This is a genomic window from Sulfitobacter alexandrii (assembly GCF_001886735.1).
In the GTDB taxonomy this organism is placed as follows: Bacteria; Pseudomonadota; Alphaproteobacteria; order Rhodobacterales; family Rhodobacteraceae; genus Sulfitobacter; species Sulfitobacter alexandrii.
Map to the genome: position 1 here is coordinate 1,470,209 of NZ_CP018076.1, position 16,747 is coordinate 1,486,955.

Consider the following 16,747-nt stretch of genomic DNA (forward strand, 5'->3'; position numbering starts at 1 on the left):
AATGGATGTTCTGGTTCTCTTTCTCATGGTCGTCGGCCTGATGCTGATCGGGGTGCCGATCGCCGTCTCGCTTGGCCTGTCGTCGATGCTGTTCCTGCTGGTGCTGTCGGACACGTCGCTCGCCTCTATCGCCCAGAGCCTCTATGGCGCGATGGCGGCGCATTACACGCTCCTGGCGATTCCCTTCTTCATCCTCGCATCGTCCTTCATGTCGACGGGCGGGGTGGCACGGCGGATCATCCGCTTTTCCATCGCCTGCGTCGGGCATCTGCGCGGCGGGCTGGCCATCTCGGGCGTGCTGGCCTGCATGATGTTCGCGGCGCTCTCGGGGTCGTCCCCCGCCACGGTGGTGGCGATCGGCACGATCGTGATCGCCGCCATGCGCCAGGCCGGATACACCAAGGACTTCGCCGCCGGGGTCATCGCCAACGCGGGGACGCTGGGCATCCTGATCCCGCCGTCCATCGTGATGGTGGTCTATGCCTCGGCCACCGACGTGTCCGTGGGGCGCATGTTCCTCGCCGGCGTCATCCCCGGTCTTCTCGCCGGTATCATGCTGATGGTCACGATCTACATCATGGCGGTGCTCCGCGACATGCCCAAGGGCGTCTGGGCCGGCTGGGGCGAAGTTTGGACCAGCTTCCGGGAAGCCTTCTGGGGGCTGATGCTGATCGTCATCATCATGGTCGGCATCTACGGTGTGCCGGGCATCACCGGCGCCATCTTCACCCCGACCGAGGCGGCGGCGGTGGCATCCGTCTATGCCTTCATCGTGGCGATGTTCGTGTACCGCGACATCGGGCCGCTCAAGGCCGCCGATGCGCCGGAGGCGCTGGCGAACGCGCCGGCGGGCGCACGCAGCATGGGGGCCGCCGAAGTGCCCGCGGCGCGGCGGTCCAGCCTGCTGCAAAAGCCCTGGGCGCTGGTCACGGCATTCTTCCATCCCGATACCCGTGACACGCTGTTCGACGCGGGAAAGCTGACGGTCACGCTGATGTTCATCATCGCCAACGCGCTGATCCTCAAGCATGTGCTGACCGACGAACAGATCCCGCAGCAGATTTCCGCGGCCATGCTGGATGCCGGGCTGGGCCCGATCATGTTCCTGGTCATCGTCAACGTGATCCTGCTGATCGGCGGCCAGTTCATGGAACCCTCCGGCCTGCTGGTGATCGTGGCGCCGCTGGTGTTCCCGATCGCCATAGAACTGGGGATCGATCCCATCCACCTCGGCATCATCATGGTGGTGAACATGGAAATCGGGATGATCACGCCACCGGTGGGCCTGAACCTCTTCGTGACCTCGGGTGTCGCGAACATGCCGATGATGAAAGTGGTCAAGGCGGCACTTCCCTTCACCGCCGTGCTGTTCGTCTTCCTGATCCTCGTGACCTATGTCCCCGTGATCTCGACATGGCTCCCGACGCTGATGATGGGGCCGGAACTCATCACCAAGTAGGGGGCCGGCCCATCCGGCGGCGCGTCACGATGGCGTGCCGCCGGCAATTCCGGGCAGCCGCGCGAAAAGGTCAGGAGGCCGCGAGCGCCGCCACGATCGGCGCGAAATCCGCGGCCTTCAGGCTGGCGCCGCCCACCAGCGCACCGTCGACGTTCTCGGCCTCGAAAATGGCTGCGGCGTTGTCCGCCTTGACGGAGCCGCCGTAGAGGAGCGGGATGCCACCGCCCACCTCCGGCCCGAAACGGTCTTCGAGCGCCGTGCGGAGGAAATCGTGAACCTCGACGATCTGCACCTGTGTCGGCACATTGCCGGTGCCGATGGCCCAGATCGGCTCGTAGGCGATGACCGTGTTTTCCGCCGTGGCGCCATCGGGCAGGGAGCCTGCCAGTTGCGCGCCGATCACCTCCAGCGTTTTGCCGGCATTGCGGTCGGCCTCGGATTCGCCCAGGCACAGTATCGCCGCAAGGCCGGCCGACCATGCCGCCCGGACCTTGGCATTGACGTCGGCATCTGTCTCACCGTGGTCGGCGCGCCGTTCGGAATGGCCCAGGATCACGTGCGTCGCACCGCTGTCCGCGACCATGTCGGCCGAGACGTCGCCGGTATGCGCACCCGACGGTGCCGCGTGGCAGTCCTGCGCGCCGATGAGGATCGGCCCCGACAGTTCCCTGGCACGATGGAGAAGCGGGGCGGGCGGGCAGATGATCACCTGCGGCGGCTGCGCCGGCAGCATGTCGCGAAGGGCATCCAGTTCGGCGAGGGCGCTTGCCGTGCCGTTCATCTTCCAGTTTCCCGCTGCAATCTTTACGCGCATGTGGCTGTCCTCACTCCGTTTAGATCTGGTTACCACCCCGGGGAGGGCGAAGGCAACGCGCGGGCAACGCCGTCAGCGCGCGAGATGGGCCAATGCCTCGTTTGCAAGCGATGTGGCGGCGGCGGGGTCGTCAAGCGCCGCATCCGGCAACGACCAGTAGGGCATGGCGGAAACGGTGCCATTCTTCCGGGTGTAGACCCATCTTTCGCAGCCCATGCCGGAAAGACGGTTCTGGAACTCATCGGTACCCGCCTTGAGCAGGATCTGCCCGTCGGACCGCATCAGCCCGAAGATCCTGTCGCCGCTGTACAGGCCGAGCCCGCCGAACATCCGGCGGGTGTGAAGATCGGGAACGTCGGAAAACAGCTCGGTGGCGAAGGCGATGTCCGCCGCCGCGAGGCTCACTTCGCGCCGAGTTTCTCGTCGAACTTAATGGATTCGCCGCAGCCGCAGGCCTCCGTCACGTTCGGGTTGGAGAACTTGAAGCCGCTTTCCAGCAGCGTGGTCTCATAATCGATCTCGGTGCCGAACAGGAACATCTGCGCCATCGGGGCAATCATGACCCGTGCGCCGTCCTGTTCCACGACCTCGTCATTGGGATCAGCGACGTCGACATATTCCATGGTGTATTCCATGCCCGCGCAGCCGCCTTTCTTGACGCCGATGCGCAGGCCGGCGTGGCCTGCCGATGCCATCAGCTTGGAAATCTGGGCGGATGCCTTGGGTGTCATGGTGACGGCTTGCTTGCCGGGAATGCCGAACATGTGGTGCCTCCTGTTACACGCAAGATAAGGTCTCTGCGCCGTTTTCTCAACCGGGCGCGCGCGGCCCCGTTACATGAAGCCCAGTTCGAGCCGGGCTTCGTCGGACATCATGTCCATGCCCCATGGCGGTTCCCACACGAGTTCGACGTTCACCTGCTTGACGCCCGGCAGCGGCTCGACCGCGTCCGCCACCCATCCCGGCATCTCGCCCGCGACGGGACAGCCCGGTGCTGTCAGCGACATCTTGATGTCGACCGCGTTTTCCGCGTCGATGTCGATCGTGTAGATCAATCCCAACTCGTAGATGTTCACGGGGATCTCGGGGTCGTAAACCGTACGGCAAGCCTCGACGACCTGGTCGTAGAGCGGATGATCCGTGCTGGAGGGCGCAATCAGCGGCGTGCCTTCGAGCGGCTGTGAATTCTCGGTCATTTCTGCCTCTGCTCTCGTTCCTGACTGTTTATATAGGGATAGCGCGGCGCCCCGTCCAGTGGGGGGCGCGACCCCTATGACTTGCGCCGGCGGCTGGGCTGCGGTTTCACCCGTGCCTCGATCTCGTCATAGACCTTGCCGACGATGTCCTTGCCGGTCGCCTTCTCGATGCCTTCGAAACCGGGCGAGGAGTTGACTTCGAGCACCTTCGGTCCGGTCTCCGAACGCAGCAGATCCACGCCCGCCTTGCCGAGGCCGAAGGCGCGTGCCGCGCGGACGGCGGTGTCGCGTTCCTCCTTGGAAATCCGGACGACCTTGGCGGACCCGCCCCGGTGCAGGTTGGAGCGGAAGTCACCCTCCGCGCCCGTACGCTTCATCGCCGCCACGACCTTGCCCGCGACCACGAGGCAGCGGATGTCCTCTCCGGCGGCCTCCTTGACGAAGTTCTGGACAAGGAAATTCGCCTTCAGCCCCCGAAAGGCGTCGATCACGGACTCGGCGGCCTTCTTGGTTTCGGCCAGCACCACGCCCTTTCCCTGGGTCGATTCCAGCAGCTTCACGATCAGCGGTGCGGTGCCGACAAGGGCCATCAGGTTGCTGGTGTCCTTGGGCGAAGCCGCGAAGGCGGTCGTGGGCATCCCGATCTTCTTGGACGCGAGGATCTGGTGGGCATGCAGCTTGTCGCGGCTGGCGGTGATCCCCGCGCTGCCGTTCACGCAGTAGGTGCCGATCGTTTCGAACTGGCGGATCACGGCGGTTCCGTAAGATGTGACGGACGCGCCGATGCGCGGGATCACCGCATCGTAGCGGGGCAGCCGTTTCCCGTCGTAATGCACTTCGGGCGCAAGCGAATTGATTGCCATGTAACAGCGGGTGGTGTCGATCACCTCGACGGTATGGCCGCGCTCCTCTCCGGCCTCGACAAGGCGGCGCGTCGAATAATTGTCCTCGCGGCTCAGGACGGCGATCCTGAGCGCGCGGCGCGGTGCGGCGTGGCGCACCTTGGCGGTGTGGTAGACATCGTAGCTGAGGTCGGGTTGCAGGCGCCGTTCGGTCGCGGAAATGATGATGTGGTCCCCCAGCGCCTGACGGCCCAGCAGCATCCGGCTGTTCATCGTGGCGCGGTTGGTCAGGGTGATCTCGATCGGCCAGCTCTGGCCACCCACCTCGAGCGTGGACCCGATCACTAGCCGCTGCTCGCTTTCGCCGTTGGACGAGGTCACCTCGCGCCGGTCGATCAGAGGGGCGGAGCAGGTGATGGAGATGTCCTCGCGTCCCGGTATCGGGTGCACGTTGAACCGGACCTTGGGCTTGGCAGAGGATCCGAACGTTTCGATGTCGTGGGCGTGCAGTGCCGATGTCCGCGCGCCGGTGTCGACCTTCGCCTTGATGGCGGGTAGGCCGAGGTCGGGCAGCGAGACCCATTCTTCCCATCCGAATGTGAGTTCGTTCATGCTCGTTCCCCTGCTGGTGCGCGGCCTGCCTACCGGCTTGGCCCGGTGGCTTCAAGCCGGCGTGACGTCCTTCGCCACGAGGGGGAAAACACGCCGGTCGCCCTCCCGTTCCATCCGCGCGGCCTCTGCCAGCAGTCCCTCGCGAACGCGGCATTCCACCTCCCAGAACGTGCCGGGATTGGCCGTGGGCAGTTCGAAGCGCACCTTCATGCCGACCGCGTCGTGCTCGGTGACGTGCACCTTCGCGCGGTCCATGGGCGATACGTCCGAGGCGTCTTCCTTGTCCAGCAGGTCGAAGAATGCCTTGCGCAGCCGCTCGACATCGGCACCGTGGGCGAGCGACAGGTAGATCGGGCGGACCATCTCGGCCTCTTCGATGGACCAGTTCTCGAACGGGTCGGACACGAAGGTGCTGACCGGCACGATCAGCCGGGTGCCGTTCCAGACCATCAGCTGGACATAGGTGAAGTCGATCCGCTCGACCGTGCAGAAATAACCCTCGAACATCAGCAGGTCGCCGATCCGCGCGGACCGGTTGAGCGCGATCTGGACAGAGGCCAGGATGTTGCCCAGCACCTCGCGCGCCGCAAAGCCCAGCACCACCGTCAGTGCGCCCGCCGAGGCCAGCAGGGAAAGCCCCAGCGTGCCGAAAGTGGTGATCGAGCTCAGGACCACGCCGGACGCCGCCAGGGTCGCGATCACGATGACGAACTTGCGGGCCGCCGAGATGGTCGTCGCCATCGCGCGCAGATGCGCGTTCTCGGGCTCGGCCAGCTCGGTCGCGGTCGAGGCGCTGATCCGGTCGAAGATCTCGTCGATGACCAGTACGATCGCCAGCGTGATCGCCACCACGTAGGAAATCAGGACCAGCGGAGAGATCATCGCGTCGATGATCCCCGTCACCACGAGGATGCGGCTGGTGGCCGTGCCGATGGTAAAGGCGAAGATGATGATCGCCGCAGGCCATTTCGAAGCCCGCGCGACGAAGCGGACGCTGCGATGCTTGGCCCGGTCGCCGATCCGCCGCAGGATTCGGTAGGCGATGGTCGCGGCGATCAGCGCGACGATGACGAAGGCGGGCAGGAACAGGACTTCCCACAGGTACATGCCCCAGAAGGCGGGCACGCGCAGCCAGTCGGGCATGGCCATCTCGAGCCTTGTCGGGCCATAGAGGTCGTGCAGCGCCGGAATGTTGTCGACGCTCTGGCGGGAAAACACCCAGACCGGCTGGTCATCCCCGACCTTGATCCGGTTGAGCCGCAGCGGCACGGGATGGCCGCCGCGCTCCAGCCGGTCGATCAGGATCGACCGGCGCACGCGGCCGGTGTCGTTGTCGTCCGAGCTGCCCGAAATCCAGCCGTCGGGCCTGTCCTCCAGCGAGGACCACGGGATCACCACCTTGCGCTCGAGGATGACGGCCAGTTCCTCCGCCCGGGCGGCGCCGACGAATTGCTGGTCGCTCTGCGCCACGTCCGACAGGTCGAGCAGATGCGCCGCCTCGCTGAAATGGCCGTTGTCGGTGAGGTAGAGGAACGTCTCCATCGCCGCCATCGGCGTGGCACGATCCATCGAAGAGGGCGGGGGCGGCAGGCCGGGGTTCAATTCCGGCTGTTCGAACCAAGGATCCTGCGCGAATGCGGCCGAAGCGGTGCAGAGCAGGACGAACGCGAACCCGGCGAGGAATTTTCGGAAAAGAGAGATCATGTCTACCGGCTGCATCGTCAAGTAATTAGTCCGCCGCGGACCGCGTCAAGAAAACCGTCAGTTTTCGTTGATGTCGCGTGTGATGATGCGTCCGCCGCTCGACTGGCGGCGAAAGGCAAAGCGCAGGCCGATCCAGGCCAGCAGCGACAACAGGGCGAACAGGGCGAGCAGGGCGGGCACCCCGGCCGCGGGCAGGATCAGGACGATGCCGGCCATGGCGATGGCACCCAGCCCGAATCCCAGGAAGATGAAGGCGGGGGCCAGCAATTCGAGCACGCCGAGCGCCAGCGCGATGCAGATCCACACCCACCACAGCGTGAGGTAGCCCGCCATCACCCGCGGCCCCTGAGCAGGCGGAAGGCGTCGCCGAAGGCGGCGAGCGCCTCGGCCGGGACGATCACGGTCTGGTTGCCGTCGCCTGCGGCCATGCCGCCCAGGGCCTCCACCTGTTTGAGCGCGATCTGGTACTGCGCTGCCTCGAGGCCGTTCTCGTTGATGGCCTGGGCGACGACCTGGGTGGCGTAGGCTTCGGCTTCGGCAAGCACGCGTCGGGCCTTCGCCGTCTGTTCCGAAGCATAGAGTTCGGCGTCCGCGGCGAGTTCGACCGCCCGTTTCTTGCCCTCGGCCTCGGTGACCTGTGCGCGCCGGGCCCGTTCGGCATTGAGCTGCTGCATCATCGCGGCGCGGGTCGCCGCGTCGAGGTTCACGTCGAGGATCTCGGCGCGCGTGACCTCGATGCCCCAGTTGTCCACGGCGTCCTCGACGTTTGCCTTGATCGTTGTGATGAGCGCGGAGCGATTGGCCTGCACCTCGTCGAGGTCCATCTTGCCGATCTCGGCCCGCACGATCCCGGCCACGGTGGTTGAAATCGCGCTGTCCACGTCGCGGATGCGGTAGACGGTCTTTTCCGGCTCGGTGATGCGGTAGAACACCGAGGTATCGACCTGCGTGAGCACGTTGTCGCGGGTGATCGCGTCCTGGCTGGCCGTCGGCAGCTGGCGTTCGAGGATCGACACCCGGTGGGCGATCCGGTCGATGAAGGGCACGATCATGTTGATGCCGGGCCCCAGCACCTTGCGCAGCCGTCCAAAGCGTTCGACCACGTGCTGTTCGGACTGCGGGACGATCTTGACCGCGCGGAAGATCACGATGACGATCAGCACGGCCAGCAGCAGGAAGGCGAGATTGTTTTCCAGCAAGCCAACGATCAGGTTCTCGAAATCCACGGTCCAGTCCTCTTGATGTGGCGCGGGCCTATATCTGCGCTGCATTCGCCGTGAATTGCAAGTTCCGACGCAAGGCGGTATGCGGCGCGGCAGGCGGCGGAGAGATACATCGATGACCCGGATCACCTTTGAAAGGTTGGCCAGCGACGGCAAGGCGAGGACCGGCGTGATCCGCACGCCGCGGGGCGATATCCGCACACCCGCCTTCATGCCGGTGGGGACCGCGGCGACGGTCAAGGCGATGATGCCCGACAGCGTGGCCGCGACGGGCGCCGACATCCTGCTGGGCAACACCTATCACCTCATGCTGCGCCCGACCGCGGAGCGCGTGGCGCGGCTAGGCGGGTTGCACAAGTTCATGAACTGGTCGGGGCCGATCCTGACCGACTCCGGCGGTTTCCAGGTGATGAGCCTCGCGGACCTGCGCAAGCTCACCGAGCGCGGCGTGACCTTCAAGAGCCATATCGACGGATCGCGGCACGAGATCACGCCGGAACGGTCCATGGAGATCCAGGCGCTGCTGGGCAGCGACATCGTGATGTGTTTCGACGAATGCCCGGCGCTGCCCGCGTCGCGCGACCGCATCGCCGAGAGCATGGAGCTGTCGATGCGGTGGGCAAGGCGGTCGCGCGACGCCTTCGGTGACCGGCCCGGTCACGCGCTGTTCGGCATTCAGCAGGGCGGATTGGAGCGCGATCTGCGCCAGCAGAGCGCCGAGGCGCTGTGCGAGATCGGATTTGACGGCTATGCCGTGGGCGGGCTTGCCGTGGGGGAAGGGCAGGAGGCGATGTTCGACTGTCTCGACTACGCACCGGATCAGCTGCCCGAGGACCGGCCGCGCTACCTGATGGGGGTCGGAAAGCCGGACGACATCGTGGGGGCGGTCGCGCGGGGCATCGATATGATGGACTGCGTGCTGCCGTCCCGATCGGGGCGGACCGGGCAGGTGTTCACACGTCTGGGCGTCGTGAACATCAAGAACGGCCGCCATGCGGACGATCCCCGCCCGCTGGACGAAAGCTGCGGCTGCCCGGCCTGCCGCAACTATTCCCGCGCCTATCTGCACCACGTTTTCCGCAGCCAGGAGATCATCAGTTCCATGCTGCTGACATGGCACAACCTGCACTACTACCAGGATATCATGGCCGGCATGCGGGCCGCCGTCGCCGAGGGGCGCTTTGCCGCATGGCAGGCCGATTTCCATGCCACGCGGGCGCAAGGCGACATCGACCCACTCTAGCCTGCGGGCGGCAAGGGCGGGGCGGCTATAGGCGCATGGCTGGGTTGCGGGGGCTTGCAGGGCTGTGCCGGCGGATTAACTGACTTGTCCAAAGAGAACACACCCAAGGACACCCGACATGACCGAACCGCTTTTCACACCCGCCAAGGCAGGTGCCATCGAAGCCGACAACCGGATCGTGATGGCGCCGCTGACCCGGAACCGCGCGGACGACGACACCGGCGAAGTGGGCGACATGCACGTCGACTACTATCGCCAGCGCGCGGGCGCCGGCATCATCATCACCGAAGCCACGCAGATCAGCCCCGAGGGCAAGGGCTATATCCAGACGCCCGGCATCCATACCCCGGGTCAGGCCGCCGCATGGCGCAGGGTGACCGACGCGGTGCACGAGGCGGGCGGCAAGATCGTGCTGCAGCTCTGGCATGTCGGCCGGATCAGCCACACCTCGCTGCAGCCCAATGGCCAGCAGCCCGTGGCGCCGTCGGCGACCAATGCAGGGGTCAAGACCTTCACGGCAAACGGTTTCGAAGCCACATCCGATCCGCGCGCTCTGGAGCTGGTGGAAATCCCCCGGCTCATCGCTGACTTTGCCAACGCGGCCAAGCTGGCCAAGGACGCGGGCTTCGATGGCGTCGAGGTGCACGGCGCCAATGGCTACCTTCTGGACCAGTTCCTCAAGACCGGCAGCAACTACCGCACCGACGGATACGGCGGCCCGGTGGAGAACCGCGCCAAGTTGCTGCTGGAGGTGCTCGAAGCCGTCACCAGGATCTGGGGCGGCGACCGGGTTGGCCTGCGCCTGTCGCCTTTCTCGCCCGCCAACGGCAGCAGCGACGACAATCCGCAGGAAACCTTCGAATACGTGATCAAGGAGCTGAACCGTTTCGGCCTCGCGTATTTGCATATGATCGAAGGGGCCACCGGCGGATCGCGCGACCTCGAAGAGGGGCAGAGCATCGACAAGCTGCGCGCGCTGTTCGATGGGCCGTACATGGCCAACAATGGCTACGATCGCGCCATGTCGCTCGAGGCGGTGAAGAACGGCCACGCGGATTTCATCGCCATCGGGCGTCCGTTCATCGCCAATCCCGATCTCGTGGAACGCTACCGGCAGGATCTGCCGATCGCGGAAGGGGACCAGAAGACCTATTACGGCGGCGGGCGCGAAGGCTACACGGACTATCCCGCGTACAGCAAGGAAGCGGCGGAATAGGGCAGGGCGACCGGTGTCCTGCGCGACGGCCCTTCGCCGCGCAGGACCCTTCGGGCGTGAATTCGGATCCTCCGCGCAAAAGCCCGGTTGCCATGGCCGCGGCGCCGCGCGATGATGATCCAAAGCCCAGAAGGGATTGAAACAGGCGGGACGGATAGACATATCCATCCCATGTCAGGAGACGGCGGCGGTTGCCTAGAAAGGGACCCTTTCGTCTTGCTAGTATAAGGAAAAGAGCATGTTAGAGCCACTTAACGCTTCCTACCCGGTGTTGCCGCTGCGCGATATCGTGGTGTTCCCGCACATGATCGTCCCGCTGTTCGTCGGTCGCGAGAAATCCGTGCGCGCGCTCGAGGAAGTCATGTCCGACGACAAGCAGATCCTGCTGTCGAGCCAGATCGACCCCGGCGAGGATGATCCCGACAGCAAGGGCATCTTCAAGGCGGGTGTGCTCGCCAACGTGCTGCAGCTGCTCAAGCTGCCCGACGGCACCGTCAAGGTACTGGTCGAAGGTCAGGCGCGGGTGCGCATCACCGAATATCTCGACAACGAGAACTTCTTCGAGGCGCGGGCGGAGTATCTGACCGAAATGCCCGGCGATGCGGCGACCACGCAGGCGCTGATCAAGACGGTCGCGGATGAATTCGAGCGCTACGCCAAGGTGAAGAAGAACGTCCCGGACGAGGCGCTGGCTGCGGTCGGCGAAACGAGCGAGCCCGCCCGGCTGGCCGACCTCGTTGCCGGTCACCTTGGCATCGAGGTGGAGCAGAAGCAGGATCTTCTGGAAACGCTGTCGGTCTCCGAACGGCTCGAGAAGGTCTATGGCCTGATGCAGGGCGAAATGTCCGTCCTGCAGGTCGAGAAGAAGATCAAGACCCGCGTGAAGTCCCAGATGGAGCGGACCCAGCGCGAATACTATCTCAATGAACAGATGAAGGCGATCCAGCAGGAGCTGGGCGACGGCGAGGACGGCAAGAACGAGGTCGCCGAGCTGGAAGCGCGGATCAACGACACCAAGCTGTCCAAGGAAGCCAAGGAAAAGGCGGATGCGGAGCTGAAGAAGCTCAAGAACATGTCGCCGATGTCCGCCGAGGCGACCGTGGTGCGCAACTATCTCGACTGGATGCTGTCCATCCCGTGGGGTGTCAAGTCGCGGACCAAGAAGGACCTGTCGAAGGCCCAGAAGGTGCTGGACGACGATCACTACGGTCTCGAGAAGGTCAAGGAACGCATCGTCGAATACCTTGCCGTGCAGCAGCGTTCGTCCAAGCTGAAGGGCCCGATCATGTGCCTTGTCGGCCCTCCGGGCGTGGGCAAGACCTCGCTGGGCAAATCGGTCGCCAAGGCCACGGGGCGCGAGTTCATCCGCATCTCGCTCGGCGGCGTGCGGGACGAATCCGAGATCCGGGGTCATCGGCGGACCTACATCGGCTCCATGCCCGGCAAGATCATCCAGGCGCTGAAGAAGGCCAAGACCACGAACCCCCTCATCCTGCTCGACGAGATCGACAAGATGGGTCAGGACTTCCGTGGCGACCCTGCCTCGGCCATGCTGGAGGTGCTCGATCCGGAACAGAACTCGACCTTCGTGGACCACTATCTCGAAGTGGAATACGACCTGTCGAACGTGATGTTCCTGACCACGTCCAACAGCTATAACATGCCGGGGCCGCTTCTCGACCGGATGGAGATCATCCCTCTCTCCGGATACACGGAGGACGAGAAGCGCGAGATCGCCAAGCAGCATCTCGTGGCCAAGCAGATCAAGAACCACGGGCTGAAGGCCAAGGAATTCTCCATCGAGGATTCCGCGCTGACCGGCATGATCCGCTATTACACCCGCGAGGCGGGCGTTCGGAACCTCGAGCGGGAGATCGCCAAGGTGGCGCGCAAGTCGCTCACCAAGATCGTCCGCAAGGAAGCGGAGAGCATCACGGTCACGGGCGACAACCTCGAGGAGTTCCTCGGCGTGCGCAAGCACCGCTACGGCCTCGCGGAGAAAGAGGACCAGATCGGCGTGGTGACCGGCCTTGCCTATACATCCGTGGGCGGGGAGCTCTTGAGCATCGAGGCCCTGCGCCTGCCGGGCAAGGGCCGGATGAAGACCACCGGCAAGCTGGGTGACGTGATGAAAGAGTCGATCGACGCGGCCTCAAGCTACGTCCGGTCGATCAGCCCGAAGATCGGCGTCAAGCCGCCACGCTTCGACACGCTGGACATTCACGTTCACGTTCCGGACGGGGCCACGCCCAAGGACGGGCCTTCGGCCGGTCTGGCCATGGTGACGGCGATCGTGTCCGTGCTGACACAGATCCCCGTGCGCAAGGACATCGCCATGACCGGCGAGGTCACGCTGCGCGGCAATGCCTCCGCCATCGGCGGATTGAAGGAGAAACTGCTCGCGGCCTTGCGGGGGGGCATCACGACGGTGCTCATCCCCGAGGAAAACGAGAAGGATCTGCCGGATATCCCCGACAACGTGAAGGAAGGGCTGACCATCATCCCCGTGAGCCACGTGTCCGATGTGCTGAAGCATGCGCTGGTGCGCCAGCCGGAACCCATCGAATGGGATCAGGAGGCTGAAGATGCAGCAGCCGCCGCCACGCTGGCCGCGCAGAAGGGGTCGGGCGACAGCGCAACCGCGCATTGACGCCGACACGGCCTGAATGAACGAAAGCGCCCCGATCCGGATCGGGGCGCTTTTTTTGTGCGGTGTTATCTGACGGCGCGCATCTCGAGCCCGAGCATGTCGTAATCCACCGCCATGTAGCCGAAACCGATCGGAATGATCGCTTCGGGCATGACCTTGGCCACGTCCTGCGCCATGACGCCTTCGAACGTCTGCTGTCCGCCGACGTAGCGGTATTGATAAAGCGGCAGGCCCATCGAGGTCATGCCCACCGGTTTGATGTCGGTTTTGAGCCGGGCGTCGCTGACGGCACCGCCACCCCCGCCGTTGTTTCCAGAACTGAGGACGATCACGCCAAGCGCGAGGATCATCAACGGGATCAGGGCGCCGCCGGACGAGGTCGAGGCTTCTTCCACGATGACAGGTGCGCTGACAACGGGTTCGGCAAGCGAGCCGGCCGTGGCAGACGACGCGGCGATGCAAAGGGACAATGCGGATGCTTTGAACAGGTTTTTCATTAAATACCCTCCTGTGAGTGGAGACATGTTGTGGTGGACTCGTGTCATCGGTCAACAGATTTGAACGCACCGCACCGGATGCGGTGTTTGACCGTTGCCACGCCTCGGGAACGTCGCGCGGCCCGGAATCGGGCATTTCCATCGCAGGCCGACAGCAAACTGCGCAGAATCGGCACACTCGCGCGAATATGCGAGGCGGCGGTCGCATTTTCGTATCCACGGGAGGATCGGTGTGCTAGAACGGAAAAAAAGCAAAAGAACCTACGAGGCAGTACAATGGCAACCAAATCAACCCGGTCCACAAGGACCAGAAAGACCCCCGTGGCAACAAAATCTGAAACTCCCGCACCCGTCACCGCGATTGATGGCAAGGCGCCCGCCGCCGCCGCAAAAGCAACCCCTGCCGTCGTCGATGCGCCGCAATCGGTCATCCTCGGCCCCGTCTTGCGCAAGAAGGAACTGATCGACCAGGTCGTGAAACGTTCCGGCATCAAGAAGAAGGACGCAAAGCCCGTCGTCGAAAGCCTGCTGTCCGTTCTGGGCGAGGCGCTGGCCGATAACCGTGAACTGGTTCTGCCGCCCTTCGGCAAGGTCAAGGTCCGTCGTGAAAAGCAGATGCCGAATGGCCGTGTCATGGTCGTCAAGGTCCGGCAGGCTGGCGGATCCGAAAGCGGTCCGTCCGATACGATGCCGGATGCGGCCGAGTAACGGTTTTTCGCATCCCCTCTTGCAACCGCCCGCGCGATTGGCTAATTCGCGCGGCAAGGGTGATTAGCTCAGTGGTAGAGCGCTTCGTTCACATCGAAGATGTCAGGAGTTCAAATCTCTTATCACCCACCATTCTTCCCGCGCTTCGATAAGAACCGGCCGGTTGGTAGGCTGAGAGCCTGACCTACGCGCGCCCTTCGGGCACTCTGGGTCAGGCGTTCAAATCTTCTGTCACCCACCGCTTTTCCGATGTCTTCGGAATGATGCCACGCTTTCGGCAGGTCGTGTGTGGGCATCCATATGCAAGGCGAAGAGGGCGCAGACGTGCTGCGCCCCCGTCTTGGGTCAGAGGCCCGGCAGAAACTTCGCGAGGCCACGCTGCTCGAAGGTGGCGCCGCGCTCCGCTCCGAAGACGTACTTGCCGCCGATGCCCACGTAGGTCTCGGTATCGCTGCCAAAGCCGACGTCGGCCCGCACGGCACCGACCTCGAGGAAGAGGTTGACGTCGCTGCCGACCACGTCGCGGTCGATCTTGACGCCAAGACGCGTGGCATCGCCGACCCCCTCGGGGTTCAGGTGGTCGAGCGCGCCGGTGATGCCGACGCCATTCTGCAACTCGTAACGCGCGGAAACGCCCAGCAACGTCGCGTCGGCGGTGCTGTCGTCAAGTCGGCCGAGATAGCCTTCGAAATCCCACAGCGCCATTTCGTGGCCGGCTTCGACGCCATAGAAATCGGCATCGCCCGCGTCGAAATTGTCGTTCACGTAGAAGGCGCCGAGAGAGGTGTAGTCATCAACGTGATAGATCCCGTGCAGACCGATCGATTGCACATCCTCGTTGGACGCGCCGAATTTCGCGGCACCGAGGTCGAGTTGCGCGCCGAAGCTGCGGTCGAAGCCGAATTCCACGGACCCTTCGATGGCGATCTTGTCCACGTCCCAGTCGGAAGTGAAGCCGGAGTAGGAAAGTTGCACCGACCCTCCGGTCACTTCGACCGCGTGGGCGGCGGTGGCGCAAAGGAGGGGAATGCCGAACGCGGCGGCGAGAAATGTCTTCATGATACTGCTCCAACAGGTTTAGGCCCCGGTTTTTTCCGGGTGTCGCTGCCCTCTTTTCGACCTGTGCGGGAGGCAACACAATGGCCCTAACCGCAGAACGCCGACGGTGCGGACTGTTCGCGGCGGCCTGAGTCCTTTATGCAACGCAGGCGATTCCTTGCCGATGTTCCGGTCGCGTGCAGGGGGATGCGAAGGAGCCGACATGACCTACCCGACAATCTGGTTCCTGCGCCATGGTCAGACGGAATGGAACCGCGATCACCGCCTGCAGGGGCGGCTCGATTCCCCGCTGACCGACCAAGGCGTCGCCGAGGCGCGGCGCCAGGCCAGCCTGATGCCGCCGATCCTCGCGGCGGGGCCGGCGCTCATCGTCTCGCCGCTCGGACGGGCGCGGCAGACCGCCGACATCGCGCTCTGCGGCACAGCCTACCGGACCGATCCGCGGCTGATGGAAATCGACGCGGGCGACTGGCAGGGCTTGCGGCGCGAGGACATCCTCGAGGCGCACCCGGACCTCGCGGCGCGTGCGCCGACACCTCTCGACATATACGAGGCGGCCCCGGGCGGCGAGGGGCTGGCCGCCTTTCACGCCCGTATCCGTGATTTCATGCAGGACCTCCAAGGCCCCACCGTGATCGTGGCCCACGGCCTGCTGGGCCAGGTGCTCCGGGCGGAAGCCTGCGGTCTGCCGCCCGAGGACGCCGGGCGGCTCTCCAACCTGCAGGGCTGCGTCTACCGGCTGGACAAGGGTGTCGAAACCCGGCTGGAGGCGCCGTGATGACCAGCGTCCCGCCGCTCTATATCCTGCGCCACGGCGAGACGACGTGGAACGCCATGGGCCGGCTTCAGGGTCATTTCCATTCGGACCTCACCGACCTTGGTCGGGCGCAGGCCGAGACACAGCGCGCGATCCTTGGGGCGCGCGATACCGACGGGTTCGACCTTGTCAGCAGTCCGCAGGGCAGGGCGCTGCAAACCGCGCGCATCGTGATGCGGGACATGCCCGGTCACCTGCGCACCGACCCGGCGCTGTCCGAGATCGGCCTGGGGGAATGGGCCGGTCGGGACCGTGCGACGCTCCTCGCGCAGACCGGGGCGGCCGACGGTTTCGCGCTCTACGAACTGGCGCCGGGGGGCGAAGGGCTGGATGCGCTTCAGGCCCGCTGCAGCGCCTTCATCGCGACGCTGCGCCGGCCGGCGATCCTCGTGACACACGGCATCACCTCGCGGATGCTGCGCCTGCTGCTCACCGGCAGGCCGCTGGCAGACCTGCGCCATGTGGACGGAGGGCAGGGCGTGGTATTCCACGTGGTCGACGGTCGCCAGTACCGCCTGACTTTAGGGGCTTGATGCGGCCCCCGGCCTTGGGCTAAGAGATCCGGACCGGGTCGTTAGCTCAGTTGGTAGAGCGCTTCGTTTACACCGAAGATGTCGGGAGTTCGAGCCTCTCACGACCCACCACTCGCTCTCTTTTAGCTGCCTTCCGACCCACGCAAGTTGCGGTCCGAAAAAAGTATTTTCCTT

The 16,747-nt window shown here is 64.7% G+C and carries 17 protein-coding genes and 2 tRNA genes; 9 read left to right on the forward strand and 10 right to left on the reverse strand.

What is annotated here, in order from left to right; genetic code table 11:
* Window position 1 precedes the first annotated feature (1 nt).
* Entirely contained in the window at window positions 2-1,459 is a 1,458-nt protein-coding gene (locus tag BOO69_RS07105; RefSeq protein WP_071971537.1) for a TRAP transporter large permease, read from the forward strand.
* Window positions 1,460-1,529: 70 nt separating this feature from the next.
* Here BOO69_RS07105 and tpiA read toward each other — a convergent pair whose 3' ends face one another.
* The 8 genes from tpiA to BOO69_RS07145 all read right to left on the reverse strand — a co-directional run bounded on the left by tpiA (window position 1,530) and on the right by BOO69_RS07145 (window position 7,898).
* Window positions 1,530-2,273, reverse strand: a complete 744-nt coding sequence (gene tpiA / locus BOO69_RS07110) for a triose-phosphate isomerase (protein ID WP_071971538.1) — start codon at window positions 2,271-2,273, stop codon at window positions 1,530-1,532.
* A gap of 72 nt (window positions 2,274-2,345) precedes the next feature.
* On the reverse strand, window positions 2,346-2,678 hold the full coding sequence (locus BOO69_RS07115; protein WP_071971539.1) for a TfoX/Sxy family protein: 333 nt from the start codon (window positions 2,676-2,678) through the stop codon (window positions 2,346-2,348).
* Window positions 2,675-3,037, reverse strand: a complete 363-nt coding sequence (locus tag BOO69_RS07120) for a HesB/IscA family protein (protein WP_071971540.1) — start codon at window positions 3,035-3,037, stop codon at window positions 2,675-2,677. Before BOO69_RS07120 ends, BOO69_RS07115 begins: the two co-directional genes overlap by 4 nt.
* 69 nt (window positions 3,038-3,106) lie before the next feature.
* On the reverse strand, window positions 3,107-3,469 hold the full coding sequence (locus BOO69_RS07125) for an SUF system Fe-S cluster assembly protein (protein WP_071971541.1): 363 nt from the start codon (window positions 3,467-3,469) through the stop codon (window positions 3,107-3,109).
* A 74-nt stretch (window positions 3,470-3,543) separates the two neighbouring features.
* Entirely contained in the window at window positions 3,544-4,923 is a 1,380-nt protein-coding gene (gene rimK / locus BOO69_RS07130; protein ID WP_071971542.1) for a 30S ribosomal protein S6--L-glutamate ligase, read from the reverse strand.
* Window positions 4,924-4,974: 51 nt separating this feature from the next.
* Window positions 4,975-6,627: a mechanosensitive ion channel family protein gene (locus tag BOO69_RS07135; protein WP_071973700.1), complete on the reverse strand. Its 1,653-nt coding sequence runs from the start codon at window positions 6,625-6,627 to the stop codon at window positions 4,975-4,977.
* Between the two features lie 57 nt (window positions 6,628-6,684).
* Entirely contained in the window at window positions 6,685-6,960 is a 276-nt protein-coding gene (locus BOO69_RS07140; protein ID WP_071971543.1) for an NfeD family protein, read from the reverse strand.
* On the reverse strand, window positions 6,960-7,898 hold the full coding sequence (locus BOO69_RS07145; protein ID WP_083545467.1) for an SPFH domain-containing protein: 939 nt from the start codon (window positions 7,896-7,898) through the stop codon (window positions 6,960-6,962). Before BOO69_RS07145 ends, BOO69_RS07140 begins: the two co-directional genes overlap by 1 nt.
* A gap of 67 nt (window positions 7,899-7,965) precedes the next feature.
* Here BOO69_RS07145 and tgt point away from each other — a divergent pair, with 67 nt between their 5' ends.
* The 3 genes from tgt (at window position 7,966) to lon (ending at window position 12,959) form a co-directional block, all read left to right on the forward strand.
* Window positions 7,966-9,093, forward strand: coding sequence for a tRNA guanosine(34) transglycosylase Tgt (tgt, locus tag BOO69_RS07150; RefSeq protein ID WP_071971545.1), 1,128 nt, complete (start codon window positions 7,966-7,968; stop codon window positions 9,091-9,093).
* Between the two features lie 118 nt (window positions 9,094-9,211).
* Window positions 9,212-10,309, forward strand: a complete 1,098-nt coding sequence (locus BOO69_RS07155; RefSeq protein ID WP_071971546.1) for an alkene reductase — start codon at window positions 9,212-9,214, stop codon at window positions 10,307-10,309.
* A gap of 238 nt (window positions 10,310-10,547) precedes the next feature.
* Window positions 10,548-12,959: an endopeptidase La gene (gene lon / locus BOO69_RS07160; protein ID WP_071971547.1), complete on the forward strand. Its 2,412-nt coding sequence runs from the start codon at window positions 10,548-10,550 to the stop codon at window positions 12,957-12,959.
* Window positions 12,960-13,024: 65 nt separating this feature from the next.
* On the opposite strand, the gene BOO69_RS23615 is transcribed toward lon, so the two are convergent.
* Window positions 13,025-13,456, reverse strand: a complete 432-nt coding sequence (locus tag BOO69_RS23615) for a tail fiber domain-containing protein (RefSeq protein ID WP_071971548.1) — start codon at window positions 13,454-13,456, stop codon at window positions 13,025-13,027.
* 321 nt (window positions 13,457-13,777) lie between these two features.
* Between BOO69_RS23615 and BOO69_RS07170 the strand changes: the two genes are divergently transcribed.
* Window positions 13,778-14,164 carry an HU family DNA-binding protein gene (locus BOO69_RS07170; protein WP_071971549.1) on the forward strand — a complete coding sequence of 129 codons (387 nt, stop codon included), beginning with the start codon at window positions 13,778-13,780 and terminating at the stop codon, window positions 14,162-14,164.
* 57 nt (window positions 14,165-14,221) lie between these two features.
* Window positions 14,222-14,296: transfer RNA gene (locus tag BOO69_RS07175), tRNA-Val, on the forward strand.
* Window positions 14,297-14,509: 213 nt separating this feature from the next.
* On the opposite strand, the gene BOO69_RS07180 is transcribed toward BOO69_RS07175, so the two are convergent.
* Window positions 14,510-15,223 carry a hypothetical protein gene (locus tag BOO69_RS07180; protein ID WP_071971550.1) on the reverse strand — a complete coding sequence of 238 codons (714 nt, stop codon included), beginning with the start codon at window positions 15,221-15,223 and terminating at the stop codon, window positions 14,510-14,512.
* A gap of 202 nt (window positions 15,224-15,425) precedes the next feature.
* Here BOO69_RS07180 and BOO69_RS07185 point away from each other — a divergent pair, with 202 nt between their 5' ends.
* From BOO69_RS07185 to BOO69_RS07195, 3 genes are all read left to right on the forward strand, one after another.
* Window positions 15,426-16,001, forward strand: a complete 576-nt coding sequence (locus tag BOO69_RS07185) for a histidine phosphatase family protein (protein ID WP_071971551.1) — start codon at window positions 15,426-15,428, stop codon at window positions 15,999-16,001.
* Window positions 16,001-16,573 (forward strand): histidine phosphatase family protein, encoded by a 573-nt coding sequence (locus tag BOO69_RS07190; RefSeq protein WP_071971552.1) that lies wholly within the window; start codon window positions 16,001-16,003, stop codon window positions 16,571-16,573. Before BOO69_RS07185 ends, BOO69_RS07190 begins: the two co-directional genes overlap by 1 nt.
* Before the next feature lie 35 nt (window positions 16,574-16,608).
* Window positions 16,609-16,684, forward strand: a tRNA-Val gene (locus BOO69_RS07195).
* The last annotated feature ends 63 nt before the right edge of the window (window positions 16,685-16,747 follow it).